Origin of the sequence: Exiguobacterium sp. BRG2, from assembly GCF_031844245.1 — a bacterium.
In the GTDB taxonomy this organism is placed as follows: Bacteria; Bacillota; Bacilli; order Exiguobacteriales; family Exiguobacteriaceae; genus Exiguobacterium_A.
The window spans coordinates 222,108-245,700 of record NZ_JAUZUW010000001.1 but is presented as its reverse complement, the minus strand read 5'-3'; the positions used below and the strand labels follow the sequence as shown (position 1 = coordinate 245,700).

31 protein-coding genes are annotated in these 23,593 nt (G+C 46.2%); 5 read left to right on the top strand and 26 right to left on the bottom strand.

The window, feature by feature from the left end; all coding sequences use genetic code 11:
• Positions 1-48: 48 nt before the first annotated feature.
• The 6 genes from nusB to aroQ all read right to left on the bottom strand — a co-directional run bounded on the left by nusB (position 49) and on the right by aroQ (position 4,670).
• On the bottom strand, positions 49-450 hold the full coding sequence (gene nusB, locus Q9R23_RS01270; protein WP_035409747.1) for a transcription antitermination factor NusB: 402 nt from the start codon (positions 448-450) through the stop codon (positions 49-51).
• Positions 451-574: 124 nt separating this feature from the next.
• Positions 575-1,927, bottom strand: coding sequence for an acetyl-CoA carboxylase biotin carboxylase subunit (accC, locus tag Q9R23_RS01265; protein ID WP_311246272.1), 1,353 nt, complete (start codon positions 1,925-1,927; stop codon positions 575-577).
• 15 nt (positions 1,928-1,942) lie between these two features.
• On the bottom strand, positions 1,943-2,392 hold the full coding sequence (gene accB / locus Q9R23_RS01260) for an acetyl-CoA carboxylase biotin carboxyl carrier protein (protein ID WP_311246271.1): 450 nt from the start codon (positions 2,390-2,392) through the stop codon (positions 1,943-1,945).
• A 168-nt stretch (positions 2,393-2,560) separates the two neighbouring features.
• Positions 2,561-3,127: an elongation factor P gene (gene efp / locus Q9R23_RS01255; RefSeq protein ID WP_023467577.1), complete on the bottom strand. Its 567-nt coding sequence runs from the start codon at positions 3,125-3,127 to the stop codon at positions 2,561-2,563.
• Positions 3,128-3,162: 35 nt separating this feature from the next.
• A complete protein-coding gene (locus Q9R23_RS01250) occupies positions 3,163-4,227 on the bottom strand; it encodes a M24 family metallopeptidase (protein ID WP_023467576.1) in 1,065 nt (354 codons plus the stop codon).
• A complete protein-coding gene (gene aroQ, locus Q9R23_RS01245) occupies positions 4,224-4,670 on the bottom strand; it encodes a type II 3-dehydroquinate dehydratase (RefSeq protein ID WP_290782290.1) in 447 nt (148 codons plus the stop codon). Before aroQ ends, Q9R23_RS01250 begins: the two co-directional genes overlap by 4 nt.
• A 156-nt stretch (positions 4,671-4,826) precedes the next feature.
• Between aroQ and Q9R23_RS01240 the strand changes: the two genes are divergently transcribed.
• The gene (locus Q9R23_RS01240; RefSeq protein WP_311246270.1) at positions 4,827-5,759 is read left to right on the top strand and encodes a DUF1385 domain-containing protein; all 933 of its coding nucleotides are present in this window, start codon (positions 4,827-4,829) and stop codon (positions 5,757-5,759) included.
• 20 nt (positions 5,760-5,779) lie between these two features.
• Positions 5,780-6,181, top strand: coding sequence for an SA1362 family protein (locus tag Q9R23_RS01235; protein ID WP_023467573.1), 402 nt, complete (start codon positions 5,780-5,782; stop codon positions 6,179-6,181).
• A 57-nt stretch (positions 6,182-6,238) separates the two neighbouring features.
• Here the strand turns inward: Q9R23_RS01235 and hpt are convergent, their stop codons facing one another.
• From hpt to Q9R23_RS01220, 3 genes are all read right to left on the bottom strand, one after another.
• On the bottom strand, positions 6,239-6,766 hold the full coding sequence (gene hpt / locus Q9R23_RS01230; RefSeq protein ID WP_035398306.1) for a hypoxanthine phosphoribosyltransferase: 528 nt from the start codon (positions 6,764-6,766) through the stop codon (positions 6,239-6,241).
• Between the two features lie 148 nt (positions 6,767-6,914).
• Positions 6,915-7,337 (bottom strand): transcriptional regulator MntR, encoded by a 423-nt coding sequence (mntR, locus tag Q9R23_RS01225; RefSeq protein WP_035398709.1) that lies wholly within the window; start codon positions 7,335-7,337, stop codon positions 6,915-6,917.
• A 24-nt stretch (positions 7,338-7,361) separates the two neighbouring features.
• A complete protein-coding gene (locus Q9R23_RS01220; protein ID WP_214855069.1) occupies positions 7,362-8,192 on the bottom strand; it encodes a lipoate--protein ligase family protein in 831 nt (276 codons plus the stop codon).
• 138 nt (positions 8,193-8,330) lie between these two features.
• Between Q9R23_RS01220 and Q9R23_RS01215 the strand changes: the two genes are divergently transcribed.
• Positions 8,331-8,711, top strand: coding sequence for a rhodanese-like domain-containing protein (locus Q9R23_RS01215; RefSeq protein ID WP_023467569.1), 381 nt, complete (start codon positions 8,331-8,333; stop codon positions 8,709-8,711).
• 66 nt (positions 8,712-8,777) lie between these two features.
• On the opposite strand, the gene gcvPB is transcribed toward Q9R23_RS01215, so the two are convergent.
• From gcvPB to Q9R23_RS01155, 12 genes are all read right to left on the bottom strand, one after another.
• On the bottom strand, positions 8,778-10,247 hold the full coding sequence (gcvPB, locus tag Q9R23_RS01210) for an aminomethyl-transferring glycine dehydrogenase subunit GcvPB (protein ID WP_290782294.1): 1,470 nt from the start codon (positions 10,245-10,247) through the stop codon (positions 8,778-8,780).
• Positions 10,240-11,586 (bottom strand): aminomethyl-transferring glycine dehydrogenase subunit GcvPA, encoded by a 1,347-nt coding sequence (gene gcvPA / locus Q9R23_RS01205; RefSeq protein WP_290754808.1) that lies wholly within the window; start codon positions 11,584-11,586, stop codon positions 10,240-10,242. Before gcvPA ends, gcvPB begins: the two co-directional genes overlap by 8 nt.
• A 13-nt stretch (positions 11,587-11,599) precedes the next feature.
• Positions 11,600-12,682, bottom strand: a complete 1,083-nt coding sequence (gene gcvT / locus Q9R23_RS01200; protein WP_214855059.1) for a glycine cleavage system aminomethyltransferase GcvT — start codon at positions 12,680-12,682, stop codon at positions 11,600-11,602.
• A gap of 184 nt (positions 12,683-12,866) precedes the next feature.
• Positions 12,867-13,181, bottom strand: a complete 315-nt coding sequence (locus tag Q9R23_RS01195) for a hypothetical protein (protein ID WP_214855057.1) — start codon at positions 13,179-13,181, stop codon at positions 12,867-12,869.
• Positions 13,178-13,663 (bottom strand): shikimate kinase, encoded by a 486-nt coding sequence (locus tag Q9R23_RS01190; protein ID WP_214855055.1) that lies wholly within the window; start codon positions 13,661-13,663, stop codon positions 13,178-13,180. Before Q9R23_RS01190 ends, Q9R23_RS01195 begins: the two co-directional genes overlap by 4 nt.
• On the bottom strand, positions 13,656-13,928 hold the full coding sequence (locus Q9R23_RS01185) for a hypothetical protein (protein ID WP_251137904.1): 273 nt from the start codon (positions 13,926-13,928) through the stop codon (positions 13,656-13,658). The genes Q9R23_RS01190 and Q9R23_RS01185 overlap by 8 nt, the downstream gene beginning before the upstream one ends.
• 282 nt (positions 13,929-14,210) lie before the next feature.
• A complete protein-coding gene (locus tag Q9R23_RS01180) occupies positions 14,211-14,570 on the bottom strand; it encodes a type II secretion system protein (RefSeq protein ID WP_311246269.1) in 360 nt (119 codons plus the stop codon).
• 5 nt (positions 14,571-14,575) lie between these two features.
• Entirely contained in the window at positions 14,576-15,037 is a 462-nt protein-coding gene (locus Q9R23_RS01175; RefSeq protein WP_035409128.1) for a prepilin-type N-terminal cleavage/methylation domain-containing protein, read from the bottom strand.
• Positions 15,006-15,317: a competence type IV pilus major pilin ComGC gene (locus Q9R23_RS01170; RefSeq protein WP_023467559.1), complete on the bottom strand. Its 312-nt coding sequence runs from the start codon at positions 15,315-15,317 to the stop codon at positions 15,006-15,008. The genes Q9R23_RS01175 and Q9R23_RS01170 overlap by 32 nt, the downstream gene beginning before the upstream one ends.
• A gap of 17 nt (positions 15,318-15,334) precedes the next feature.
• Positions 15,335-16,276 carry a type II secretion system F family protein gene (locus Q9R23_RS01165; protein WP_056060200.1) on the bottom strand — a complete coding sequence of 314 codons (942 nt, stop codon included), beginning with the start codon at positions 16,274-16,276 and terminating at the stop codon, positions 15,335-15,337.
• 14 nt (positions 16,277-16,290) lie between these two features.
• Positions 16,291-17,133: an ATPase, T2SS/T4P/T4SS family gene (locus tag Q9R23_RS01160; RefSeq protein ID WP_311246268.1), complete on the bottom strand. Its 843-nt coding sequence runs from the start codon at positions 17,131-17,133 to the stop codon at positions 16,291-16,293.
• 62 nt (positions 17,134-17,195) lie between these two features.
• Complete coding sequence (locus Q9R23_RS01155) at positions 17,196-17,582, bottom strand: Spx/MgsR family RNA polymerase-binding regulatory protein (RefSeq protein ID WP_035409130.1); 387 nt, start codon at positions 17,580-17,582, stop codon at positions 17,196-17,198.
• A gap of 224 nt (positions 17,583-17,806) precedes the next feature.
• Between Q9R23_RS01155 and Q9R23_RS01150 the strand changes: the two genes are divergently transcribed.
• The gene (locus Q9R23_RS01150; RefSeq protein WP_023467555.1) at positions 17,807-18,070 is read left to right on the top strand and encodes a DUF2626 family protein; all 264 of its coding nucleotides are present in this window, start codon (positions 17,807-17,809) and stop codon (positions 18,068-18,070) included.
• 41 nt (positions 18,071-18,111) lie between these two features.
• Here the strand turns inward: Q9R23_RS01150 and Q9R23_RS01145 are convergent, their stop codons facing one another.
• Complete coding sequence (locus Q9R23_RS01145) at positions 18,112-18,729, bottom strand: MBL fold metallo-hydrolase (RefSeq protein WP_214854904.1); 618 nt, start codon at positions 18,727-18,729, stop codon at positions 18,112-18,114.
• Between the two features lie 168 nt (positions 18,730-18,897).
• On the opposite strand from Q9R23_RS01145, the gene Q9R23_RS01140 reads away from it, so the two are divergent.
• A complete protein-coding gene (locus tag Q9R23_RS01140; RefSeq protein ID WP_035409134.1) occupies positions 18,898-19,077 on the top strand; it encodes a DUF2759 domain-containing protein in 180 nt (59 codons plus the stop codon).
• A 105-nt stretch (positions 19,078-19,182) separates the two neighbouring features.
• Here the strand turns inward: Q9R23_RS01140 and Q9R23_RS01135 are convergent, their stop codons facing one another.
• The 4 genes from Q9R23_RS01135 to Q9R23_RS01120 all read right to left on the bottom strand — a co-directional run bounded on the left by Q9R23_RS01135 (position 19,183) and on the right by Q9R23_RS01120 (position 23,583).
• A complete protein-coding gene (locus Q9R23_RS01135) occupies positions 19,183-21,108 on the bottom strand; it encodes an LTA synthase family protein (protein WP_035409136.1) in 1,926 nt (641 codons plus the stop codon).
• A gap of 216 nt (positions 21,109-21,324) precedes the next feature.
• On the bottom strand, positions 21,325-22,275 hold the full coding sequence (locus Q9R23_RS01130; protein ID WP_214854902.1) for an ROK family glucokinase: 951 nt from the start codon (positions 22,273-22,275) through the stop codon (positions 21,325-21,327).
• An 83-nt stretch (positions 22,276-22,358) separates the two neighbouring features.
• A complete protein-coding gene (locus tag Q9R23_RS01125; protein WP_035409139.1) occupies positions 22,359-22,562 on the bottom strand; it encodes a YqgQ family protein in 204 nt (67 codons plus the stop codon).
• Positions 22,546-23,583, bottom strand: coding sequence for a M42 family metallopeptidase (locus Q9R23_RS01120; protein WP_290754794.1), 1,038 nt, complete (start codon positions 23,581-23,583; stop codon positions 22,546-22,548). The genes Q9R23_RS01125 and Q9R23_RS01120 overlap by 17 nt, the downstream gene beginning before the upstream one ends.
• Between the last annotated feature and the right edge of the window lie 10 nt (positions 23,584-23,593).

Genomic DNA, 23,593 nt, shown 5'->3' with positions numbered 1-23,593 from the left:
TTCGATTCACTCTTCTGTCTGTTTGTCTCTATTCGGTTTTAAATCGGTTTATGAATTTTCTTTGACGACGCCTTGTGCCACTTTACCAAGAACACCGTTCACAATTTTCGTCGCTTCTTCATCTGCGAACGCCTTCGTCAATTCGATGGCTTCGTTGATCGTTACTCGAACCGGAATGTTCGTTTCGAACAACAATTCGTAGACGGCCAAGCGAAGAATCGTCCGCTCGATGTTTCCAAGTCGCTCGAACGACCAGTTGACGAGTGCTTCTCGAATATGCTGATCAATTGTTTCTTTGTTCGTTTCGACACCGTTCACCAATTGCTCGACGAATGTATCGTATTCCTTACCTTCTACCGCGAATTCAATGGCCTCTTGTGCAGTCAGATCCGAAAGTTCCATTTGGAACAAAGATTGGACTGCGAGTTCGCGTGCCATGTGTCGTTTCATCATGATTTTGCGTGCTCCTTTTTTTGTCGTTCTCAATCAGTTAGTTTAGCACATTCCTCTTTTAAAAAACATAGAGAACGCCAAAAAAAAGACGGGAGTTCGTCGCACAAACTCCCGTCCTGATTCAGTTTACGATCGTACCTTTTAACTCACGCTCTGCAAATTTCGTCGTAAATGTACCACGACGGAATACCGGGTGACTGAGAACCCGTTCGTGGAACGGGATCGTCGTTTTAACACCTTCGATCCAAAATTCAGCTAGCGCACGTTCCATTTTCGCGCATGCTTCTTCCCGTGTTTCTGCATGAACGATCAACTTCGCAACCATCGAGTCATAATATGGTGGAATCATGTACCCTGGATAGACCGCGCTATCGATGCGCACGCCCATTCCGCCCGGTGTCACATATTGTGTGACACGTCCAGCAGACGGACGGAAATCATGGTCTGGATCTTCGGCATTGATTCGGCACTCAATCGAATGACCATGGAACTTGATATCCTTTTGTTTAACGGCAAGTGGATGATCGAGCGCGACTTGGAGTTGTGCTTGAACGAGATCGAATCCTGTGATCATCTCCGTTACTGGATGTTCCACTTGAATGCGCGTGTTCATCTCCATGAAGAAGAATTCTTCTGTCTCTTCGACGAAAATGAATTCAATCGTTCCAGCTCCAGTGTACTGAATCGCTTTTGCTGCTTTTACAGCAGCCTCGCCCATCTTCAACCGTGTCGTTTCACTGACCGCAGGAGATGGTGCTTCCTCAATCAGTTTCTGCATCCGGCGCTGAACGGTACAATCTCGTTCACCGAGGTGAATGACATTGCCATGCCGGTCAGCAAGTACCTGTACTTCAACATGGCGGAATTCTTCGATGAAGCGCTCTAAGTATACGTCTCCATTTCCGAAAGCTTGTTTCGCTTCACGGCGCGTCTCACTTAGACCATTAATCAACTCTTCTTCCGAACGAGCGACCCGAATCCCTTTACCACCGCCACCTGCTGTCGCTTTGATGATGACCGGATAACCGATTTCTTGCGCTAGCGCGACCGCTTCTTCGTCTGTGACCGTTCCATCTGAACCAGGCACGACGGGTACTCCGCACTCGATCATCGTCTTTTTCGCAACGTCCTTGATTCCCATCTGACGAATCGCATCCGACGTCGGACCAACGAACTTAATCCCACACGCTTCACACATCTCGGCAAAATCGACGTTCTCAGCTAAGAAACCATAACCCGGGTGGATCATCGTGACTTGACGATTTGTTGCGATCGCAAGGATGTTCGTAACGTTTAAGTAGGATGAAGCAGAACTTGCTTCACCGATGCAATATGCCTCATCTGCTAAGCGGACGTGTAACGCTTCCTTATCCGCCGTCGAGTAGACAGCAACGGTCTGTATTCCAAGTTCCTTTGCCGCTCGAATGATACGGACGGCGATTTCTCCACGGTTGGCAATCAATAATTTTTCCATGCTGTTCACCCCCGTTTACGGACGGATCCGGAAGAGTGGTTGACCGAATTCAACGAGATCTCCATCGGCGACAAGAATCTCGACGACCGTTCCAGATACTTCCGAGTTTAAGTTATTGAAGAGTTTCATTGCCTCAAGGACACAAACGACTTGACCGACTTCGATCTGATCCCCGACTTTGACGTATGCCGGTTTATCCGGATTCGGACGAGAATAGAACGTTCCGACCATCAAGGCATTGATCGTGACCGTATCGTCAGCGACTGCTTCTTCTTCAACAGGTTCCGCTGTTTGTTTCACAGGAGCAGGTGCCGCCACTGGAGCAGCGGGTGCTTGGTGCGAGACTGTCACTGTTTCTCCTTGTTTCTTCAACTTTAATTTATACGTATCCGTTTCGAGTGAGAGTTCATTTACACTCGACTGATCGAGCATTTCGAGTACTTGTTTCAACTGATCGATTTTCATCTGTCATTCTTCCCCCATCTATGCTGTATTCACAATTATTATACCAGGTGCTAATGCCTACTCAAATACTTATATTAACTGGTCATACCATTGGATGCAAGTCACGCCGGATGAAAAAAGACGTCTCTCGACCTGATAAAAGGTGAGAGACGTCTTGTCGTTTCAATATTATCCGTTGTAACGACCTGTGAAATCACCTGTACGTGTATCAACCGTTACTTTTTCGCCTGCTTCGATGAAGAGTGGAACTTGAATGATATGACCTGTCTCCACTGTCGCATTTTTCTTGACGTTCGAAGCTGTATCACCCTTAACGCCAGGCTCTGCTTCAACGATCGTCATGACGACTGTGTTCGGCAATTCAAGACCGAGGATTTCGCCGTTGTAAACCGCGATTTGAACTTCCATGTTTTCAAGCAAGTATGGAAGAGCTGCTTCGACTTGTGCCGTCGTCAATTCCAATTGCTCATACGATTCTGTGTCCATGAAGACGTAAGTCTCGCCCATTGGGTAAAGGTATTGCATCTTGTTACGCTCGATGTGTGCACGCTCGACACGCTCACCACCACGGAATGTCATCTCTTGGATGTTTCCGTTACGGATGTTACGCATTTTCGTCCGAACGAACGCTGCCCCTTTACCTGGTTTAACATGTTGGAATTCAAGTACTTGCCAAATCATACCGTCTGAAGTCTTAATCGTTAATCCTGTTTTTAAATCGTTTACTGATACCATGAATGGTTCCTCCTAAAATGTCCCGTCACTCTGAATTAGAGAGTGATCAGTTCTTTTGGTGAAGACGAAAGAATTTCTCGACCTGTTTCCGTGATCAAGACGTCATCTTCAATCCGGCATCCGCCAACTTGCGGCACGTAGATACCTGGTTCGACCGTAACGATCATGCCCGGTTCAAGTTTTGTCTCAGAGCGGAACGACAAGCCAGGTCCTTCATGTACTTCTAGACCAATACCGTGTCCCGTCGAGTGACCGAAGTACTCGCCGTATCCCGCTTCTTTGATGATATCACGCGTCAATGCGTCTGCTTCGATCCCAGTGATGCCTGGTTTTAAGCCATCGACACCCGCTAGTTGCGCTTGCAAGACTGTATCGTAGATTTTCTGCAATTCAGCATTGATCGGACCGACTGCGACAGTCCGTGTGATATCTGAAACATAACCGTTCAAGAGTGCTCCGAAATCAAGCGTGACGAGTTCGCCTGTCGCAATGACCTTCGAACTGGCAACACCGTGCGGCAAGGCAGAACGATAGCCCGATGCCACGATCGTATCGAAAGAAGAAGACGTCGCTCCATGCTTACGCATGAAGAATTCTAGTTCATTTGATACTTCAAGTTCCGTTCGTCCTGGTTGAATGTACGTCAAGATGTGTTGGAAGGTCGCGTCTGCGAGCTCCACCGCTTCCTTAATCATCTTAATCTCTGACGAATCCTTAATCAAGCGTAGGTTTTCAATGATTCCTGTCGTCGGAACAAGCTCGATTGCCGAAGCTTGATCGTATGCTTCAAAAGCACCGAGTGTCATCGCATCCTTTTCGACACCAACCGCGCGAACACGCGCTCCTGCCATCAATTCGCCCATCGTCTCTGGAATCGAACGTTCGATTTGAACGATCTCCATTCCTTTGACTTGGTCTGCCGCTTGCTCCGTGTAACGGAAATCCGTCACGAAGTACGCTTGCTCTTCTGTTACGAGACATGCACCGCTTGAGCCTGTGAAGCCGGAAATGTATCGAATGTTCTCTGCCTTCGTGACGAGTAATCCTGGAAGGTCCCGTTCCTTTAAAGCTGCTTGTAACGCCTCGATCCGTTGTTTCATGATTGATTTCCCCCTTGTTCCGATTGTTGTAAAGCTTGGAGTGCTTCCGTTGCCAGACGATATCCCGTCATGCCAAGTCCAGCGATGACTCCTTGGCAGACAGGTGCGATCATCGAATGATGCCGGAAGGATTCACGCGCATGGACATTCGATAGATGGACCTCGATGACGGGTGCTTCGATCGCAGCAATCGCGTCACGTAACGCGATACTCGTATGCGTGTAGGCAGCCGCATTGAAGACGATACCGTCCGCTCCCCGTTCCTCGTGAAGAACATCAATCAATCGTCCTTCATGGTTCGATTGCTCGAACCGAAACTGAATGTTCGGAAAATAAGCGCGAAGCTCGTGTTCTAAGTCAGCTAACGTTGCCGTTCCGTATGTATCCGGTTCGCGTGTTCCGAGTAAATTCAAGTTTGGTCCGTTTAATATCAAGACACGCAAAAAAACACCTCCTCGAATTCTTTTTCATTGTATCATAACCCGATTTCCGACTCCTAAAGATTACCTCGTTTTGACGAGTCGAACATAGTTTTTTTGTCGTAAATCAAGTACACTGACGATACACCTAATTTTAATGAAGACGGGATGCGTTCTATTATGAAAACGACTAATCCGCCGGTCGGTGGTCAAGCCATCGTCGAAGGCGTCATGTTCCAAAATGCGACCCATGCGGTCTCTGCGATTCGTCGAAATGATGAATCGATCGAGACGTTCGCCCAACAAAAACCGATTCGACCACGAATCGCCAAAGGAAAACGAATTCCACTCCTGCGCGGTCTCTTTGCATTAATGGAGTCTTCAGCGAATGGTGCCAGTCACATGAATTTCGCAAGTGATCGCTACGGCGTTAAACCCGGTGAAGAACAACCAGAAGAGTCAACGGCTAGTCCATTGACGAAATGGCTCGGCGTAGCTGTCGTCGGAGTCCTATCATTCTTCTTCGGTAAATTACTTTTTACATTACTACCTGCTTTCCTTGCGTCACTATTCGATGTGTTCCCTGCTTTATCAGGACATGTCATTCAAAATGTCATCGAAGCAACAATCAAATTAACGCTTTTGTTCAGTTACCTCTACGTGATTTCATTGACTCCGCTCGTCAAACGACTCTTTCAATATCACGGTGCAGAGCATAAGGTCATCAACTGCGTCGAATCAGGACGCCCACTCACGGTCGAAAACGTTCGCGTCAGCAGTCGTCTTCATTACCGTTGCGGCTCGAGTTTCTTGATCTTCACCGTCATCGTCGGATTTTTCGTCTATCTGATCGTGCCAACGGATCCGCTCTGGTTGCGTCTCGTCTGCCGGATCGCTTTATTACCGGTCGTCATCGGTCTTTCATTTGAAGTGTTGCAGCTGACGAACAAAGCACAGCACATCAAAGGACTTCGCGTCATCGCCTTGCCTGGCCTATGGTTACAATACTTGACGACGAAAGAACCGGACGATGCACAGATCGAGGTTGCGATTTATGCGTTTGAAGCATTGGAAAAACAGGAACATAACCTACATGAGAATGCACTGGGTTAATCGATAACAGGGGTGATATTATGATCAGACAACGCATTGGTTCTACATTTGCACTCGTCGTGTTACTGTTCGCTTTTGTCGGCTTCGGATATAAACTCGTCAATAATCCAAGTAGTCTGTTTTCACAATTGCTGTTCTTCGGGATTACCGCCGGGATCATCTTCTTGCTCTTTAAGTTCCTGACTCGTAATCGAAGCGTCGGAACGGGCGCAAATGCTCAGTACCGAAAATCCGTGGCTCAATCAAAAAAGATGCATGGCTCTTCGAATTCTGTTCGCCGGACAGACTTTAAGAAAAAACCGGTCAAGTCTTCAAAAGCGCCGGCATCGAATAAAGTCAGACCGTTGCGGGATCGTTCAAAAGCGCCTCATCTGACAGTTATCGAAGGAAAAAAAGGCAAAAAGAAAAAACGTGCTTTCTAATTTCAGAAGTACATTAAAAAGGAGATTCGTCATGCGACGAACCTCCTTTTTTCGTGTTCAATCCGTTTCAACCCAACCGATATACGGTAGATTGCGGTATTCCTCCGCACAATCGATTCCGTACCCAACAACGAAGTAATCCGGAATCTCGAAACCGACATAGTCTGCGTCGAGTTCTACTTCACGACGTGCCGGTTTATCAAGCAATGTACATACTTTGAGAACTCCAGGTTGATGTAATTTCATGTGATCACATAAGAAATGGAGCGTCCGCCCTGTGTCGATGATATCTTCGATGACGACGACATATTTCCCTTGCACATCGAGATCGAGATCTTTCTTCAACTGAACACGCCCGGAAGAGACGGTCTTTGTTCCGTAAGAAGAGCACGCGACTGTATCAATTTGAACGCTTCCTTTGATTTCGCGCATCAAATCCGCAGCAAAGACCATCGACCCTTTTAACACGACGACGAGAACGATTTGACGCCCAGCCGCATCCACTTCGATCTGTTGTGCTAATTCACGAACCTTTTCTTTCAGTTGTGACTCCGACACTAATTTTTCTTTAATCGTGATTTCCATGACAAGGTGCGAACACCCGCCACCCCCTTCGTCCATTTTCAGGCTCAGTATAGCATATCTAACTTAAAATGCGCACTTTATCATAAAAATGTAACGGATCGTTCGTGTTTGAGAACTTTTTTTAGCAAGGAACTATAAAAAACAAGCCTCAATCCTCTGGATGGGCTTGTTGATAGCGATGCAGTTCCTCTTTCAAACCAGGACGTTCCGCAAAGAACTGAATCATTCCGTTAATCTTATCCAACGCTTCGATACTAATATGATGCTCGATTCCTTCGACATCCTTATAAATCAGTTCTTCATCCACACCAACGAGACGAAGAAAATCTTCAAGTAAGGCGTGTCGTTCCACGAGACGCTTTCCGATTTTGCGTCCTTTAGGTGTCAGCATGAGACCCCGATACTTTTCATAAACAAGGTACGTCTCCCGGTCGAGCTTTTGAACCATCTTCGTTACCGAGGACGGGTGAACTCCTAACGACTCCGCTATATCCGATACGCGAGCGTATCCTTTATCTTCAATCAGTTTATAAATTTGTTCCAAATAATCTTCCATACTCGGAGTTGGCACGACATCACCTTCCCATTTCATTCATTAGCGTTTCCAGTTCCACTCATCACTACGGTATTTCTCGGCAAGACGCTCAATCTCCTGCCACTGCTCACTCGTGAATGTCAACGGAACGAACGACAAATCAAGCGCGTCTTCGAAGCCTTTCGTGAACGCTTCTCGTACCTCGTCAAATGCGACAGCGCGACCTGCTAGCTCGTTCAAAGCGACAGCTTTTCCTGAAAAACGCGCTTTCATCCGCTCGCGCGTCGACTCATCATCATACAAGAAACAATCAAACAATTCACCTTCATCGACAGAGAGTGGGACCGAACCGTGCTGTAAGACAACGCCTTGATGGCGAACTTGTGCACTTCCTGCGACTTTCCGTTTTCCGACAGCAAGTTCATAATACGATGCTGCATCAAAACAGACGGCTGATTTCGGCTTCCGTAATTCTTCTTTCTCCTCTTCCGTCAACGGTACGGAAAACTCGACCGGAATGCCGAGGTGATGGTATCCTTTGCGAATCCCTTCCGTCAACATCCGATAACTTTCGATGACCGTGCGTGGTAAACCTTCTGTATCTTCCGGGATGACGACACTGTATGTCAACTCGTCCGCATGCAAAACAGCGCGTCCTCCTGTCATCCGACGCACGATCGGAATCCCGAGCTCTGCAATCCGCTTTCGATCGATATCACGGGTTGCCCGTTGAAAATGACCAACACTTAATCCACGTGGTTCCCATGAGTAAAAACGAAGCGTCGGCGCGATCTCCCCCCGCCCGACGAACTGAATCAATGCTTCATCGATTGCCATGTTCATTGCCGGCTCCATCGCCGGCGTCGTCAACACTTGCCACTCTCTGTTCACTTGAGCACCCCCAAAACGTTTCCGTCTTAGTGTATCAAACCCATTCTCGGTCGCGCAATCACGAGTCGATTGCCGAAATCGATTTCGTTGACTATAATGAAACAGAGGTTAAACGAACGAAGGGGTTGGAAGTCGAATATGGAAACTGGAACTATCATTACGATCGTATTATGGGTCGCGCTGATCGCCTACATCGCTTGGCGTTTCATGCCGGTCAAAGGCATCACGAAATTGTCGCAAGAAGAATTCCGTGCGAACTACCGTAAAGCACAAATCGTCGATGTTCGCGAGACACAGGAATTCAAAGGTGGACACATCGTAGGTGCCCGTAACATCCCGGTCAGCCAAATGAAGATGCGCTCGAAGGAATTACGAAAAGACATGCCGATTTACTTGTATTGTCAAGGTAGCATGCGTTCTTCACAGGCTGCAAAAGTCTTGAAAAAAGCAGGCTATACGAATCTGTATCAGTTAAAAGGCGGATTCAAGCAGTGGTCAGGAAAAATCAAACGGAGCTAATGCTTCGTTCATCGCAAAAAGAGGATCTCTCCTTCGTCGGAGAGGTCCTCTTTTTTATGAAACAGCTTATGCGTGTACTTCTTGTTTTGGTTCATAGCGTAAGACGGGTTTTCGAGCAGCAAGTGTCTCGTCCATCCGTTTGACGACCGTCGTGTGTGGTGCGTTCAAGACGACATCCGGTGTCTCTTCGACCTCTTTTGCAATCTGGAGCATCGCATCACAGAAGGCATCGAGTGTTTCTTTCGACTCTGTTTCCGTCGGTTCGATCATGATACACTCCTCGACGTTCAACGGGAAGTAGATCGTTGGTGGATGGTATCCAAAGTCAAGCAGACGTTTAGCGATGTCAAGCGTCCGGACACCTAGTGCTTTTTGACGTTTACCCGACAAGACGAATTCGTGCTTGCAATAGACGTCGTATGGCGCGTCATACGCACCTTTGAGACGAGCCAACATATAGTTCGCATTCAAGACCGCTTCTTTTGAAACGCGAGCAAGTCCTGCGCCACCCATTGTCCGAATATAACTATACGCACGAACGTTGATGCCGAAGTTACCGTAGAATGGTTTGACGCGACCGATTGCTTCCGGGCGATCGTAGTCGAGGACATAACGCTCTTCTTCTTTTCGGACGATTGGTTTTGGCAAGTATGGAATCAAATCTTGTTTGACACCTACTGGACCCGATCCTGGTCCGCCACCACCGTGTGGTCCTGTGAACGTCTTATGCAAGTTCAAGTGGACGACATCAAAGCCCATGTCCCCTGGACGAGCGATGCCCATGATCGCATTCGAGTTCGCACCATCATAGTACAGCTTTCCGCCTGCTTCATGAACCGCTTGTGCGATTTCGACGATATCCGACTCGAATAAACCAAGCGTGTTCGGATTCGTCAACATGAGTGCCGCTGTATCGTCACCGACTTTTTTCTTTAAGTCCGCTAAATCAACAAGACCACGTTCATCCGATAAGACCGTCACGGTATCGAAACCAGCGACAGATGCCGATGCCGGATTCGTTCCGTGCGCGGAGTCTGGAACGAGAACCTTCGTCCGCTTGAAATCACCACGCGCATGATGATATGCCTTAATCAGCATCAAACCTGTCCATTCACCATGTGCCCCCGCAGCTGGCTGAAGCGTCACTTCATCCATTCCTGTGATGACCGCAAGTTTTTCTTGCAGATCATACATCAAACCGAGTGCACCTTGAACACTTTCGACTGGTTGAAGAGGATGAATGTGTGCAAACCCAGGAAGGCGCGCCATATCTTCATTGATTTTTGGATTGTATTTCATTGTACATGAACCAAGTGGATAGAATCCAGAATCCACACCATGATTACGGTTCGAAAGCGCCGTGTAGTGACGAACGAGATCAAGTTCAGACACTTCCGGTAGCGCCACGTCTCCCTTCCGTAACATCGACTCTGGTAACAATTCTTCTACTGCCACCTCATCGACAGTCGGAAGCGGCAAGCTATAGGCGATACGACCCGGTTTGGAAATTTCAAAGATCAATGTTTGCTCATTCATGTGTGAGTCCCCCTAATGCTGTCACGAATTGATCCAACTCTTCATTCGTCCGTAATTCCGTTGCACAGACGAGCATCTCATTTTGACGCGCCGCGTCATAAGCACCTAACGGTAAACCCCCGATGATTCCGTGCTCGAGCAATTGTTGACTCGCTTGTGTCGCGTCGATTGGTAATGTAACAACGAATTCATTGAAACTCGGTCCATCGTCAACGATCGTCAAGCCAGCTTGTTTCAGCTTTTGCTTTAATGCATACGCCGTTTGCAAGTTGCGTGTCGCGAGTTCTCGGATTCCCCGTTTTCCGAGTGCGCTCATCGCGATCGAAGCAGCGAGTGCATTCAACGCTTGGTTCGAACAGATGTTAGATGTCGCTTTGTCACGGCGAATGTGTTGTTCACGTGCTTGTAACGTCAGAACGAAACCGCGTTTCCCATTCTCATCGACGGTCTGCCCAACGAGACGTCCCGGAATCTTACGCATTAATGCTTTTGTCGTCGTAAAATAACCACATGTCGGTCCTCCAAAACTTTGTGGAATTCCGAACGGTTGGCAGTCTCCGATCGTAATGTCGGCGCCAAGTTTACCTGGTGCTTCTAAGATACCGAGTGCCAGTGGGTTCGCAGAAACGATGAAGAGCGCACCACGTGCATGTGTCGCATCGGCCAATGCTTGTAGTTCTTCGACACGACCGTAGAAGTTCGGATACTGCACGATGACACAGGCAACGTCTTCGATGGCATCGAGTTGATCAATTCGCGTGACACCATGCTCAAGCGACAACGTCTCGACGTTTAATCCTGGACCATTCGCATACGTCTGGACGACATCGTGTGCTTCCGGGTGAACGCCATCTGAAAGAACGATCGTCTTTTTCTTCGTATGGGAACACGCAAGCATGGCCGCTTCCGCTAACGCCGTAATACCGTCATACATTGACGAGTTCGCGACGTCCATCCCTGTCAATTCACAAATCATCGATTGGAATTCAAAAATCGCTTGTAGTTCACCTTGCGAAATTTCTGGCTGATACGGTGTATAGGCAGTATAAAACTCTGAGCGCAGCAACATATGGTTGACGACAGCAGGTGCATAATGATCATAGATGCCAGCGCCAAGGAACGATGGATATTGTTTCGTATTCATGTTTTGGTCGGCAAGCTTCGAGAGTGTCCGAATCAAATCCGTTTCCGGAAGTGGTACACCGACTTTTTCCAATGTACCGTTATCACGGACGGATGCCGGGATATCAGCGAGTAAATCTTCAATCGATGCTGCACCGATTGTCTGTAACATCGCCTGCTCATCTTCTGTTGTCATTGGTAAATAACGAAAATCCATAGAAATATCCCCCTTATTTCGTGCGACGATAAAACGGTGTCGCTGTTCGTTTCGCTGCTAGACGTTTTCCGCGTACTTCTACTTCAAATTCTTCTTTCTCCGCCACTTCAGAAGGAACGAGCGCCCAAGCGATTGCTTTTCCGACTGTCGGCGGTAACGTACCCGTCGTCACGACACCTACGACTTCTCCGTCATGCCAAACCGGTGCATCTTGACGCGCAATCCCTTTATCAAGTAGTTCAAGACCAATCAATCGTCTCGGTGCACCTTGTTCTTTCTGTTGTAACAAGACTTCCGAACCAACGAACGATTTGACTTGTGGTTTGACCGCAAAACCCATTCCGGCTTCGATGGGTGAAATCGTTGCTGATAATTCATGTCCATACAGCGGAAGACATGCCTCAAAACGTAATGTGTCACGTGCCCCAAGCCCGCATGGTACGACACCTTGATCAAGCAATGCTTGCCAGACAGCAGGTGCGTCACCAGCTGCCATGTAGAGTTCGAATCCATCTTCCCCTGTGTACCCACTACGTGAGACGATCATTTCCACTCCTGCAATCGTCCCTCGTTGGAACTTGAAAAATCCGATCTCCGATAAAGCAAGTGGTGTCATACCGGAAAGGATGGCTTCCGCCCGTGGTCCTTGGACCGCAATTTGACCATATTGTTCCGATTGATTCTCAAGCGTGACGTCCCCTGTTAGATAGTGGCGTAAATGTTGTTCGTCTTTTTCAATGTTCGAAGCATTGACAACGAGAAGATAATCCGTTTCTGCTAAACGATAGACGAGTAAATCATCCACTGTTCCACCGTCTTCTTGGCATAAGACGTTATATTGCGCTTGCCCCACCGCAATCTTTGAAATATCATTTGATAACGTGGCTTGTAAAAATGTCAGAGCATCCGGTCCGCTGACGAACAGTTCACCCATGTGCGAGACATCGAACATGCCGACGTTCTCTCTTACTGCAACGTGTTCTTCTTTAATCGAGGAAAACAAAACTGGCATTTCAAACCCCGCAAAATCCACCATCTTACCGGTTTTCGAAACCGTTTCGAATAATGGTGTTCTTTTCAATGTCGTCTGACTCATACAAATCCCCCTATTAACGAACGTTTTCACTCTCTCTTCTCATTAATGTTCCATTTTCAAATTTATCTTACCAATTTAAATCATAATTATCTAGTATTATTCGGAAAAAGGAACATACGAAAAAGAGAGAAAGGACCCTGTCCCTTCTCTCCTATTGTTTCATATTCTTCCCATGAAAGCCATTTCAAAATTGTTTGATTCCGGCAGTTCGTTTGATTTCCTCCTGGAGTCGACGACCTTCCGTCACCAATTGGCTTGTTCCTTGCTTCACACGATTTCCTTCTTCAGTGATTCGATTGATATTTCCTTTGATTTGATCGATTCGCTGCGTCGTATGATCAATGTTCGTCTGCAAGGTTTGCTGACGAATCGTAAAGCGCTCCATCAATTGCTTTAATTGTTGAATATCCTGAGATAGCTTCTTCTTGTAAAGAATGAATCCGAACAACACAAGTCCTACGATGGACAATAAAATAATACCTAACGTAATCCAAATCATGACTTTTCCTCCAATACAGTTTCAATCGCATGAACCAACTCTTCGATTGATGTCGTTCCTTCAATGCGAACAGTGGCAACTCCAGCATACAAAGAATAGCGACGATCGAATAAATGCTTCACCTGTTCCCGTTCTGTCACGAGTGGACGATTCGAGTCAGAAGCAATCCGTTTCCAGATGACATCAAATGGCGTATCAATCCAAATGACTGTCCCTGCCTTTTTCATGAACAGTCGGTTCTCTTCTCGTTCGACGATTCCACCACCTGTGACGACTACCTCCGCTTTGCTGTTCCTCAACAATTCGCTCTCGTGTGTACGAAATCCTGCTTCGCCATGCTCAGCAAAAAAAGAAGGAATCGTTTGTCCATGTTTCTGTTCGAAGTGTTCATCCAATTCGTCGACCGTGTATCGTCCACGTAATCGATGTCCGACGGCTGATTTACCAGTTCCCATAAAGCCAATCAAATAAACCTTACTCATGTGTAACGACCGCCTCGATTCTTTGACCATTCTCTAATCTCGCTTCCATTTTAAAGCCTTTATCGGTCACTGTACAGCTGACTTGCCCGATTGGATAGCGGAGGGTCTCATCCTTCGTACAATCTGCTTTTGCCGCGCGGATGAGAGATTCGAGTTGTAGTGCTTCTTGTTCCAACTGATGATGGCGCATTTCTTCGTCAATTTGCTGACAAGAAATCAAGAGCACGACTCCCATTCCTAGAAGTAACAGTAACGTTTGAATCAAGATGAATCCGTCTTGACGCATCGGAAGGAACGTTTGCTGTCGTTCAACTGAATTGAAAGGATCTCGGCAGCGCTTGTCACAGTGTAATGTTTGACATCGCGAGCGTATGTCAGTTCACCTCCTTGTTCTTTCTTGAGGCGTAGTTGATCTTGCACACGGACGAGACGCCATTTTTCAGCCGTCTCTCCCGGATTAACGTCCATTCCGCGAATCTCATCTCCAACGCGTTCACACATCGTACTCCGCCACATGAGCCGTTCTACGGTATGAAAGAACAGTTCTTCATTCATTCGATTGACTTCTGGTGGGCGAACGAGTGGTGTCAGCGTCAAAATCGCCAACAGGAGCAACGGACTGACCCACAGGACGAACGATAGTTCGAGGAGGGTCATTCCGGATTCCGCTCGCAAGACATGTCGTTTCATTGCACCACGCTCCTTGCTTCAGAACATAGGACACTGTTCGGTTTTCAACTTGATCCGTCGCCATCTGCTCAAGCTGTTTCGTCTCTTGTTCCCAGTTGATTTGTTTCGTTCGTAAATCGAGATAAGGATCGATCGCTAGCATTATGAAGACACCCATCGCAACGATAGAGAGAATCACTTCGAGCAAAGAGAAACCCGCTTGTCGTTTGTCCTGCATACTTCTCACCTCACTTTACGGATTGCCATTTGATAGTTCCCAAGTAAGAATTTAATTTCATACTCGGCTGTTGCCGAACGGCAAGACCACGTCGCTGCATAAATCGAGTGATAGCTCTTAAAGTAGATGATGCGGTTTGACGGGGGAACGGCACATGTATGCCCATTCTGGAACGTTCGTTGCCATAACAGCCGGTCATCCGCAAGAACAAGGTATCCTGTCCCGTCTCCACGAAATCGAAACTGCATCAATGCTTGATCTTGTTTCGAGTACTGCATAAGCCGAAGCGTCTGAATATCTTGTTCCATTAGACGAACCTCTTGTTCAAGCGGAATCCAGTCCGGTCGTTTTTCAAATAGTGCCGGCAACAACAAAACAAGTAAACAAGCAATGATTGTCAGTACCGCCGTCATCTCAAATAAGGTAAATCCTTGTTCACTTCGTAAGTTCGCCAGTCTTCGGATCATACGTATACGTCTCCTGATCACAGACGAGGGCATTCGGTTTATCGGCGGTTCCCCGATTGATCGTCTGGAGCGATTCCGGGTATTTTTTCTCTTTCGCATAATAGAGATTGACCTCCGACCGAATGACTCGAATGTTCGCCTCACAACTTACACCTTTCGCCTGATCCTTTCCACTTGTCATCGTTGGAATCAAAACGAGTAGTAATAATGAAATGATCAATAAGACGGCTGCCATCTCCAGTAAAGTGAATCCGTCCTGTCTTTTTAAGAATTGTTTCATCGTATCGTCTCCTCTGTTTAAAATGGAAGCTGCTGTATCGCTAGCTGAATCGGATAATATAAGATGAGAAACAATGTTCCTGTCATGATCGTCAATCCGCCGTACAAAATCGGCTCGATCCATAACAACTTTTTCTCTAACTCCTCTTCCATCGACTCATGCAAGAGCGTCGCTTGTTCAAGCAACAACGGACCAAGATCTCCACTTTCTCGCGCTAAATGGACGATTCCAATCGTCTCGGCTTCGATGATTTCATCTTCGCCAAGCGCTTCTGCAAGTGGTTCCCCCGCCTGTTGTTTAGCATGCAAACGAGCGTACAAATGACCTTTTTTATTCGCTTGTCCTTGCTCTAGATGACGAAAGGTCTCTTCGAGCGAAAAGCCAGCATCGATAAATGATCCTACTTCGATCGTGAATAAATAGCTGTAGTAGAGACGAATCAAACGCTGTAGCGGTTTCAGTCGTAAAATACGGTTTAATGGAAAGAAGCGAAAGAAGAGGTAACCGGAGGTTAACAAAATAACGGGAATACTTGCGAGCATATATTTCGCAGAGGGGTGAAGAAGAAGATGAAGAAATGAGGGGAGAGTTTTCGGGTCCGACATCTCGAGGAGAGATGGAAATACGTAGAGGGCGTAAAAGAAGAACAGCAGGAATAGACTGGTCGCTAGAACAAGCGGATATCGGATCATCTTCCAAAACTTCGATCGCATTTCTGTTTCGAGGTCGAGCAGTTTCACGATTTGGCGAAGAACAAGCAACGGTCGCTCTGTCCTTTCTCCAACAAAAAGAAGTCGTTTTAAGGTATTCGTTAACGCAAGCGGTTCAAGGGATGCTGCAAAGGAGTCTCCTTTTTCAAGACGTTGCTCCATTTCTCCGACCACTTCCGAGAACGGATGACGCTCGAATCGTTTTAAAATGAGTAGTGTCTCTTTCGCGGAAATTCCTTTTGATAACAAGCGATGATATCGTTTTAAGAACCGACTTTGATCGCGGCTTGTAAGTTTCTGACGGTACAGCGGACATCCTCTCCTTTTCGCTCGAGATGAATGATGCGTTGACAGACAGCTAGCTCTGACTCTTCGATACCTAAACTGCGCAATCGTAATCGCGCTTCATCAATACTACCAGCGTGTAGCGTGAACAACACGACGTGACCACTAAGGGCGGCATTCATCGTCAAACGTGCTGCCTCCCTTGTCCGCACCTCACCAAAAGCAATCCAATCTGGATCCGCTCGCAGTATTTCCTCAAAACATCGCGTAGCAGTGAAGCCTGCTTTTTCATTTAGTTCCAGTTGTAAGACGTTTGGTACCGTACATTCCACCGGATCTTCAATCGAGATGATTCGTTTTTCTTCCATTGCACTCATCAAGGAATATAACATCGTCGTCTTTCCTGCACCTGTGGATCCGGAAATGACGATACACCCATGTCGTTGTTCAGCTAACCATGCGAAGTCCAATTGATCATGTAACGTTTGCAAAGCCGTTTCTCGAGAGACCGTCGAACGATAAAAACGCCACGACATCGCATCCCCTTGTCGACTCGGTAACAACGAGACACGCATTCCCTTTTTCCCATGTGGATACAAGCCACTTTGCGGAATTCGTTCATTTTGTTCCTTTAAGTTCGCCTCATAGCGAATATGGCTGACAAGCGTCCGGTAACGTGTCAGTTCTACGTCATCTTGTTCACACAGCCCATCGCTCGTTCGACAAACGATTCGGACGCGAGTCTCGTTCGGAACGAAATGAGCATCTGTTGCACCGAGTGCTTCGAATCGTTCCATGAGTTGTGTCGTCCATTCCTTCATTTCTACTCACCTCCCTACAGCAAACAATACACAAAAAAAAGAAGCCGACCAAACCGGCTTCTTTACGATACGTGTGCTATTGTCCGATGTTTACGCTTCGCTAATGTCTCAAGACCCGGTTTATCATACCCAATAACGAGTTGTTTTCCATCAGTGATGATTGGGCGGCGTAACAATTTCGGGTTATCACTCATGAGGCGTAATAACTCACTGAGTTTCATGTCTTCAATATCAATGCCGAGATCTTTGAAGGCTTGACTGCGTGTTGCGAGCAAACTTTCAATCCCGTCTGTCGATAATTTTAACAGTTCCATGAGTTCATCAACTGTTGGAGCATTTCTGAACAGATGACGTTCCTCTACATCAACATGTTCCTCTTTTAACCATGATTTCGTTTTACGACATGATGTACAGCTTGGATATGTGAAAAAGACTAACTCATTCGCCATTTTTGCTCCTCCTCTCAAAGTGTGGGGTTTCATTACAGTTACTATAGCACGACATTTTGACTTTGTACACCTTTTGTACAACTATTGTACAACTTTTTTTGAAACTTCATCTTTTGTTCACAGTTATTCCTTAACAATCACTAGAACAGGATAGACGAATGATTGTTTGCTTGGTAAAATAAGTACGTATATTGACTATCTGTCGGATTTAGGGGGTTATAGGAATGGGGAGAATGTACCGCGTACTCGGTTTCTGGACTGGTATCATCGCAGTCATGGCATTTATCGGCGCATTGGGTGGCGATGCAAGCTCAAGTGAGCATACGGATTCATTTTTAGTCATGGGCTTCGTCTTCTTGGCACAAACTGTCTTTTTTGCAGCGCTTGGTTACTTGCGTTTAACTGAAAAAACGTATGTCTATATCTTTGGAGCTTACTTAACTGTATTTTTCATCGTCTTTACGTACTGGTCGAACTTCCAGATGTAATGAAAAAACTCGTCATCCTCTTGGATGGCGAGTTTTTTTGCTTATAGAAACGGATTGGTTTTCATCTCTTGTCGAATCGTCGTATTTGGACCGTGACCCGGATAGACTGTCGTGTCTGCTGGTAGTTCCGCAATGAGTCGATCAAGCGAACGCATCAATACGTCTTGATTCCCACCATAAAGATCCGTTCGTCCGACGCCTTGTTGGAATAGGAGATCCCCACCGAATGCGATTCGTTCTCCCTTGAAATAGAACGTCACACTTCCTGGTGAGTGTCCTGGCGTCTCAAGTACATGCATTGAAAAGTTACCGATTGCCAATCGTCCTGGTTGTAACAGATGATCGGCTGGCTTCATGCGCATCGGCGGCATGCCGAATTTTGCCGAACCATTCCATTCTGGATTACCAAGCCAGCCTGCCTCTTCCGCATGAACGTAGACAGGAGCTTCCGTGAAGCGTCGTAACATATCCACACCACCAATGTGGTCAAAGTGAGCATGGGTCAAAAGGATTCCTTTTAAGGTTGCTCCTCGACTTTCAATTTCATCGAAAAAACGCATATCTTCTGTTCCTGGATCAATGACGAGACACTCCTTGTCCTTAAATAACAAGTAGCCATTCTCAGATGCCATACCAGAAGTGATCATGACGATTTCCATTCTATAAAACCCCTTTTCAATAGACTCTTCCCCTACTATACACGAAATTGTCGAAAGTTCCTGCAACGCCCTCTCGACTTTATCCCGAGAGTCGGATAAACTAAAAAGTGAGATTTAAGTGAAATCTTCGTGAAATTCATAATGTGATTGTTTAAGGGGGAGTACGTCATGCATTTGGATCAACCAATCGGTTGGCTTTTCTTCTTCGTCGCACTCGTCGGTGTTTGGGCCGTCGTTCGTTCACTTAAGAAACGCCAAATGTTTCCACTCGTATTCGCGGCCCTAACTGTCGTCTTATTCGGCTGGTTTGGGATTGCGACATTGATTTACGGTGGTATTCCATCGTAATCAGAGTACGCTAAAAGAGAGGTGCCTCGAGCATCTCTCTTTTTTGTTATTTTATAAAAAGAGTAGACCTACTAGAACGTAGACCTACTCTCAGTATTATCTTACTTATTTTGAAGTTTGAAGGAAACGTAGCAAGTCGCCATAGATGACTTTATCTGAGAGTCCTAATTCTTTCTCAGATTGTTTCGTAGATTGTTTACACATTTCCGCTTGTTCCCCGTCCTTCACTTCTTCTCCTGTCTTACGGTCATAACATGTTTCTTGCGTGTAGACCGTCTTATCTGTTACGACAGAACCGTCACGGAACAACGCATAGTCTTTATGTTGTTTTGAGAAGAGATCGGTACCGAACAAGATCTCATTCTTGAAATCATGACCTAACAGGTGAAGCAATGTTGGTTTGATATCGATTTGACTCGCAACATTTTCGTGTTTGACACCTTTCGTTTGACCCGGTAAATGAATGACGAACGGTACACGTTGCAGTTGCGCAACATCATACGGAGTCAACTCATCTTTGTTCATGAGTTCTGCCATCGCAGCATTATGGTTTGTTGAAATACCGTAATGGTCACCGTATACCATGAAGATCGTATCATCCCACGTACCATCTTTTTTGAGACCTTCGATGAACTTACCGAGTGCCATATCTTGATACGCTAGCGCCTGAACGTAGTGGTTCAGTGTCGTAGAACTCGTTTCTAGCGGTGGTACGAGTTCATCTTCTGGTTTTGGCATCTCAAATGGATAGTGGTTCGTTAACGTAATGAATTTCGAATAAAACGGACGTGGTAAATCTTTTAACATCGGAAGTGACTGTTCAAAGAACTTGTCATCGAGTAAGCCCCACTCCGTCAAATCTGCCGGATCCCCTAAATCATAATCCGTCTCCGAGAAGAAACGATCTACGCCGAAACTGTTGTAGACGATGTCCCGGTTCCAGAATGACTTGTTATTCGCATGGAAAACAGCTGAGTAATAGCCATCTTCTTTCAACATCTCAGGTGTTGCACGGAATTCGTTCTCTCCGTTCGTAAAGAATGCAGATCCACGACCAAGTGGATAGATCGAATTCTCAAGAATGAACTCAGCATCTGACGTTTTCCCTTGTCCTGTGTTGTGATAGAAGTTATCCCATGAATGGGATTCCTTGATCAATTTATTCAAGTTCGGTGTAATTTCTTGACCGTTTGGTGCTTTTAAACCAACGGCAAATGATTGAGCTGACTCAAACGAGATGACGATGACGTTCTTACCTTTATACTTGCCGAACATCGCCGGATTGGCTGCAGCATGCTTCGAATCGATGAAGTTTTGGACTTCTGATAACTCAGAGCTATCCGCAAGTGCTTTTTGCGCAGATGTCTTCGACTGGATGAGTGCGTCATACATATGGAAGTTAAATGTTCCGATGTTCTTAACGAGTAATTCCCGGTCAAAGGCACGTGTCAATAATTCTGGACGTTCTGTCTCAGCAAGCGTCAAGTTTCCAAGGAAGACGACGACTGCTGCGACGAATGCAAGAATCGCGCGTCCACGTGACGCGACGTTTTTAGACATATCCATTTTCCGTAAGAAAAATGGTAAGATGATCAAATCGCCGACGATCAGTAAATCAGCCCAACTTAAAAGCGATGCGAGTGAAGCTGAAACCGTCTCCGCATTCGAAGTTTGGAACAATACTGGCAACGTCAAGTAATCATTAAAGAAGCGGAAAAAAATGATGTCCGCATATAAAATGATGGTTGCGACGAACAGTGTACCGTAAATGAACCATTTTTGAACATTTCCTCGGAAGAAGAAGCTAAATCCAAACATGAAGAGCGCTGAACTAATAGGATTAATTAGTAGAATGAATGCTTGCGCGGAGTTCGTTACGGGAACGTTGAAGAAAAGTGTATACGCTAAATACGTTTTTAACCAAATCAATAAGGTCGCAATCCAAAAAAGCTTATGCTCTTTATAAGTACTGCGAACGCCTTGACCCATCTTTAGGCGCATTCGCGACCAGATGTTTGCGTCTTGCTGCATAAAAACCTGCCTCCTAATTTACATGTGCTTTCTGCTTTCAGTTCACACAACTTACATCATAATGTACATATACCCATATCACGTGAAAATTTTACGCTTAGTTTTACAAAAATGCAACCGGAATCCGGAAGATACTTAACAATCACACAATTACTATACGTTTGTAAACAAAAAAAAGATTCGCCGGAGCGAACCTTTCATTGAAATTGAATATTATCATTTTTTCAAGAACATTTGCTTAGCAAGCCATGCACAGCCGATGACTCCAGCATCGTTTCCGAGTTCAGCGATCTTGAACGTCGTTGATCCAAAGACACGGGGTAACGCAAACCGTTCAAATTGCTGACGTAGTGGTGCAAGCAGTGTTTCACCTGCTTTCGAGACACCACCACCGATGACGATGATTTCCGGATTGATACTATTTGCTAGATTCGAAATCGCAAGTCCGAGGTGGAACGTCACTTCCTCTACGACATCCGTTGCGATACGATCGCCTTTCTCATATGCTTCAAATACATCTTTCGCTGTCACTGCTTTAATGTCATTCAGTAGTGTTTCTTGTCCTTTACGTTTCTCAAGACCAAGACGGGCGATACCCGTTGCTGAAGCAATCGTCTCAAGGCATCCTTTACGTCCACATCCACATAGGACGCCACCTTCAGGCAACATCGTGATATGACCGATTTCTCCTGCCATTCCGACCGTACCGTGAACGATTTGTCCGTTCGTGATTAGACCACCACCAACACCCGTACCAAGTGTGACAGCGAGTAATTCTGTTGCGCCACTACCGGCACCTTTCCACATCTCACCGATCGCTGCTGCATTTGCATCATTTTCAAGTACTGCCGGTAAACCTGTCAAACGTTCGAATTCACCGACGAGTTCAAAATTATGCCAACCGATGTTGACCGCCTTTTCGACGACACCTGTATTGAAGTCGATGAATCCCGGCGCGCCGATTCCCGCTCCGACGAAATCCTCTGGTCGTTTATCGCTTTCTTGACACTTCTCAAAGAATGATTTTGCAATATCTCCTGGAATTTGTGCCCCATCATTCAGGATCACCGTCTCAATCTCCCATTTTTCCACGATGATGCCTTGTAAATCCAAAATTGCCATCTTCACTGTCGTTCCACCGATATCAATGCCGAGTAACCATTTCATTGCTCTGTCTCCCCTATGCTCATATAATGTCTACTTGTTCATTTTAACGGACACACTCGTATTGCGCAAAGGGTTGCGCAACCTTAAACATTATCGGATTGTGAACGTTTTAACTCATGTCGTAAGATGAGTTTTGCTGAATCATACTGACGTTGCTCTAAAACGCCTGCTTCTTGCAATTCATCAAGTTCGAGCATCATCATCGCAATATCTGATGCTCGATCTCCTAGATAGATGAATGTTCCGTACGTCTTAAGTAACTGTTGTACATCATACAGTGTCTTCATCGACCATCGGCTCCTTTACATACGCATGTAGCAAATCATAGGTCGCTTGTAATGACGTCTCATGTGTTCGCTCGTAAGAATGGCTCGATTCAATCCCCGGACCAAATAGTCCGTGTCGAACATCATGGCCCGCACGCACTGCTGCCGAAGCGTCCGAACTATAGAACGGATAAATATCAACTTTATATGGGATACTATTGCGTTGTGCTAGACGTGTTAGCTGATGACGTAACCCTAAGTCATACGGACCGGAACCGTCTTTTGCACAAATCGAGACCGTGAATTCGTCAGAGTGCTGACCATCTCCTAACGCACCCATGTCGACCGCGATATATTCTGCGACTTCTTCCGTGAATCCAGCATTTCCACCGAACCCAACCTCTTCGTAATTTGAAATCAGGATCTGGACCGTGTGTGGCAGGTCGATGGTTTTCCATTCTTTAATCAATTCGAGCAACAAAGCAACCGATGCTTTATCATCGAGATGGCGCGATTTCACAAACCCAGTTTCCGTATAGAGGAAACGCGGATCAAACGTCACGACGTCTCCTACTTCAATCCCCGCGACCCGCGTCTCTTCTGCTGTCGTCGAACGAATATCAAGTCGGACTTCGATATTATCAGCGGACCGTTCCGTTTTATTCGTCTCGCGTGACGTATGGACACTTGAATGATGGAAAACAATCGTACCGGAAATCGTTTGACCGTCCATCTTATGAATGAGACAGTTCTCTCCTTCGATCGCTGTCCAAGCATACCCACCTAACTGTGATAAACTGAGTCGCCCCGTTGGCAAAATCTCTTTTACCATTGCACCTAACGTATCGACGTGTGCCGTCAGCAATCGTGTTCGGTTTGAAGCGCCAGGCAAAGTCGCTAAGATCGCTCCCTTTTCAAGTTTGCGATACGTGATCCCGTCTGCAACCAAACGCTTTTCTACATATGTAATCGCTTCTTTCGTCGAACCTGTCGGACTTGGAATCGAGACCAGCTCTTCAATCGTACGTATGACTTCTTTCATGTTCATTCGC

What these genes read in the sequence shown, in the direction of transcription:
- nusB (WP_035409747.1), bottom strand. Translation starts at nt 450, where the DNA reads ATGAAACGACACATGGCACGCGAACTCGCAGTCCAATCTTTGTTCCAA.
- Q9R23_RS01235 (WP_023467573.1), top strand. Translation starts at nt 5,780, where the DNA reads ATGATCAGACAACGCATTGGTTCTACATTTGCACTCGTCGTGTTACTG.
- Q9R23_RS01215 (WP_023467569.1), top strand. Translation starts at nt 8,331, where the DNA reads ATGGAAACTGGAACTATCATTACGATCGTATTATGGGTCGCGCTGATC.
- gcvPB (WP_290782294.1), bottom strand. Translation starts at nt 10,247, where the DNA reads ATGAATGAGCAAACATTGATCTTTGAAATTTCCAAACCGGGTCGTATC.
- Q9R23_RS01130 (WP_214854902.1), bottom strand. Translation starts at nt 22,275, where the DNA reads ATGAAATGGTTACTCGGCATTGATATCGGTGGAACGACAGTGAAGATG.
- Q9R23_RS01190 (WP_214855055.1), bottom strand. Translation starts at nt 13,663, where the DNA reads ATGAGTAAGGTTTATTTGATTGGCTTTATGGGAACTGGTAAATCAGCC.
- accC (WP_311246272.1), bottom strand. Translation starts at nt 1,927, where the DNA reads ATGGAAAAATTATTGATTGCCAACCGTGGAGAAATCGCCGTCCGTATC.
- Q9R23_RS01195 (WP_214855057.1), bottom strand. Translation starts at nt 13,181, where the DNA reads ATGATTTGGATTACGTTAGGTATTATTTTATTGTCCATCGTAGGACTT.
- Q9R23_RS01125 (WP_035409139.1), bottom strand. Translation starts at nt 22,562, where the DNA reads ATGAAGACACTGTATGATGTACAACAGTTACTTAAGACGTACGGAACA.
- Q9R23_RS01175 (WP_035409128.1), bottom strand. Translation starts at nt 15,037, where the DNA reads ATGATCCGAAGACTGGCGAACTTACGAAGTGAACAAGGATTTACCTTA.
- Q9R23_RS01140 (WP_035409134.1), top strand. Translation starts at nt 18,898, where the DNA reads ATGCATTTGGATCAACCAATCGGTTGGCTTTTCTTCTTCGTCGCACTC.
- Q9R23_RS01170 (WP_023467559.1), bottom strand. Translation starts at nt 15,317, where the DNA reads ATGAAACAATTCTTAAAAAGACAGGACGGATTCACTTTACTGGAGATG.
- Q9R23_RS01150 (WP_023467555.1), top strand. Translation starts at nt 17,807, where the DNA reads ATGGGGAGAATGTACCGCGTACTCGGTTTCTGGACTGGTATCATCGCA.
- efp (WP_023467577.1), bottom strand. Translation starts at nt 3,127, where the DNA reads ATGGTATCAGTAAACGATTTAAAAACAGGATTAACGATTAAGACTTCA.
- Q9R23_RS01250 (WP_023467576.1), bottom strand. Translation starts at nt 4,227, where the DNA reads ATGAAACAACGGATCGAGGCGTTACAAGCAGCTTTAAAGGAACGGGAC.
- Q9R23_RS01180 (WP_311246269.1), bottom strand. Translation starts at nt 14,570, where the DNA reads ATGCAGGACAAACGACAAGCGGGTTTCTCTTTGCTCGAAGTGATTCTC.
- gcvPA (WP_290754808.1), bottom strand. Translation starts at nt 11,586, where the DNA reads ATGGATTTTCGTTATTTACCAATGACAACAGAAGATGAGCAGGCGATG.
- Q9R23_RS01135 (WP_035409136.1), bottom strand. Translation starts at nt 21,108, where the DNA reads ATGCAGCAAGACGCAAACATCTGGTCGCGAATGCGCCTAAAGATGGGT.
- Q9R23_RS01145 (WP_214854904.1), bottom strand. Translation starts at nt 18,729, where the DNA reads ATGGAAATCGTCATGATCACTTCTGGTATGGCATCTGAGAATGGCTAC.
- Q9R23_RS01155 (WP_035409130.1), bottom strand. Translation starts at nt 17,582, where the DNA reads ATGGCGAATGAGTTAGTCTTTTTCACATATCCAAGCTGTACATCATGT.
- Q9R23_RS01160 (WP_311246268.1), bottom strand. Translation starts at nt 17,133, where the DNA reads ATGAAGGAATGGACGACACAACTCATGGAACGATTCGAAGCACTCGGT.
- Q9R23_RS01240 (WP_311246270.1), top strand. Translation starts at nt 4,827, where the DNA reads ATGAAAACGACTAATCCGCCGGTCGGTGGTCAAGCCATCGTCGAAGGC.
- accB (WP_311246271.1), bottom strand. Translation starts at nt 2,392, where the DNA reads ATGAAAATCGATCAGTTGAAACAAGTACTCGAAATGCTCGATCAGTCG.
- gcvT (WP_214855059.1), bottom strand. Translation starts at nt 12,682, where the DNA reads ATGAGTCAGACGACATTGAAAAGAACACCATTATTCGAAACGGTTTCG.
- hpt (WP_035398306.1), bottom strand. Translation starts at nt 6,766, where the DNA reads ATGGAAATCACGATTAAAGAAAAATTAGTGTCGGAGTCACAACTGAAA.
- Q9R23_RS01120 (WP_290754794.1), bottom strand. Translation starts at nt 23,583, where the DNA reads ATGAAAGAAGTCATACGTACGATTGAAGAGCTGGTCTCGATTCCAAGT.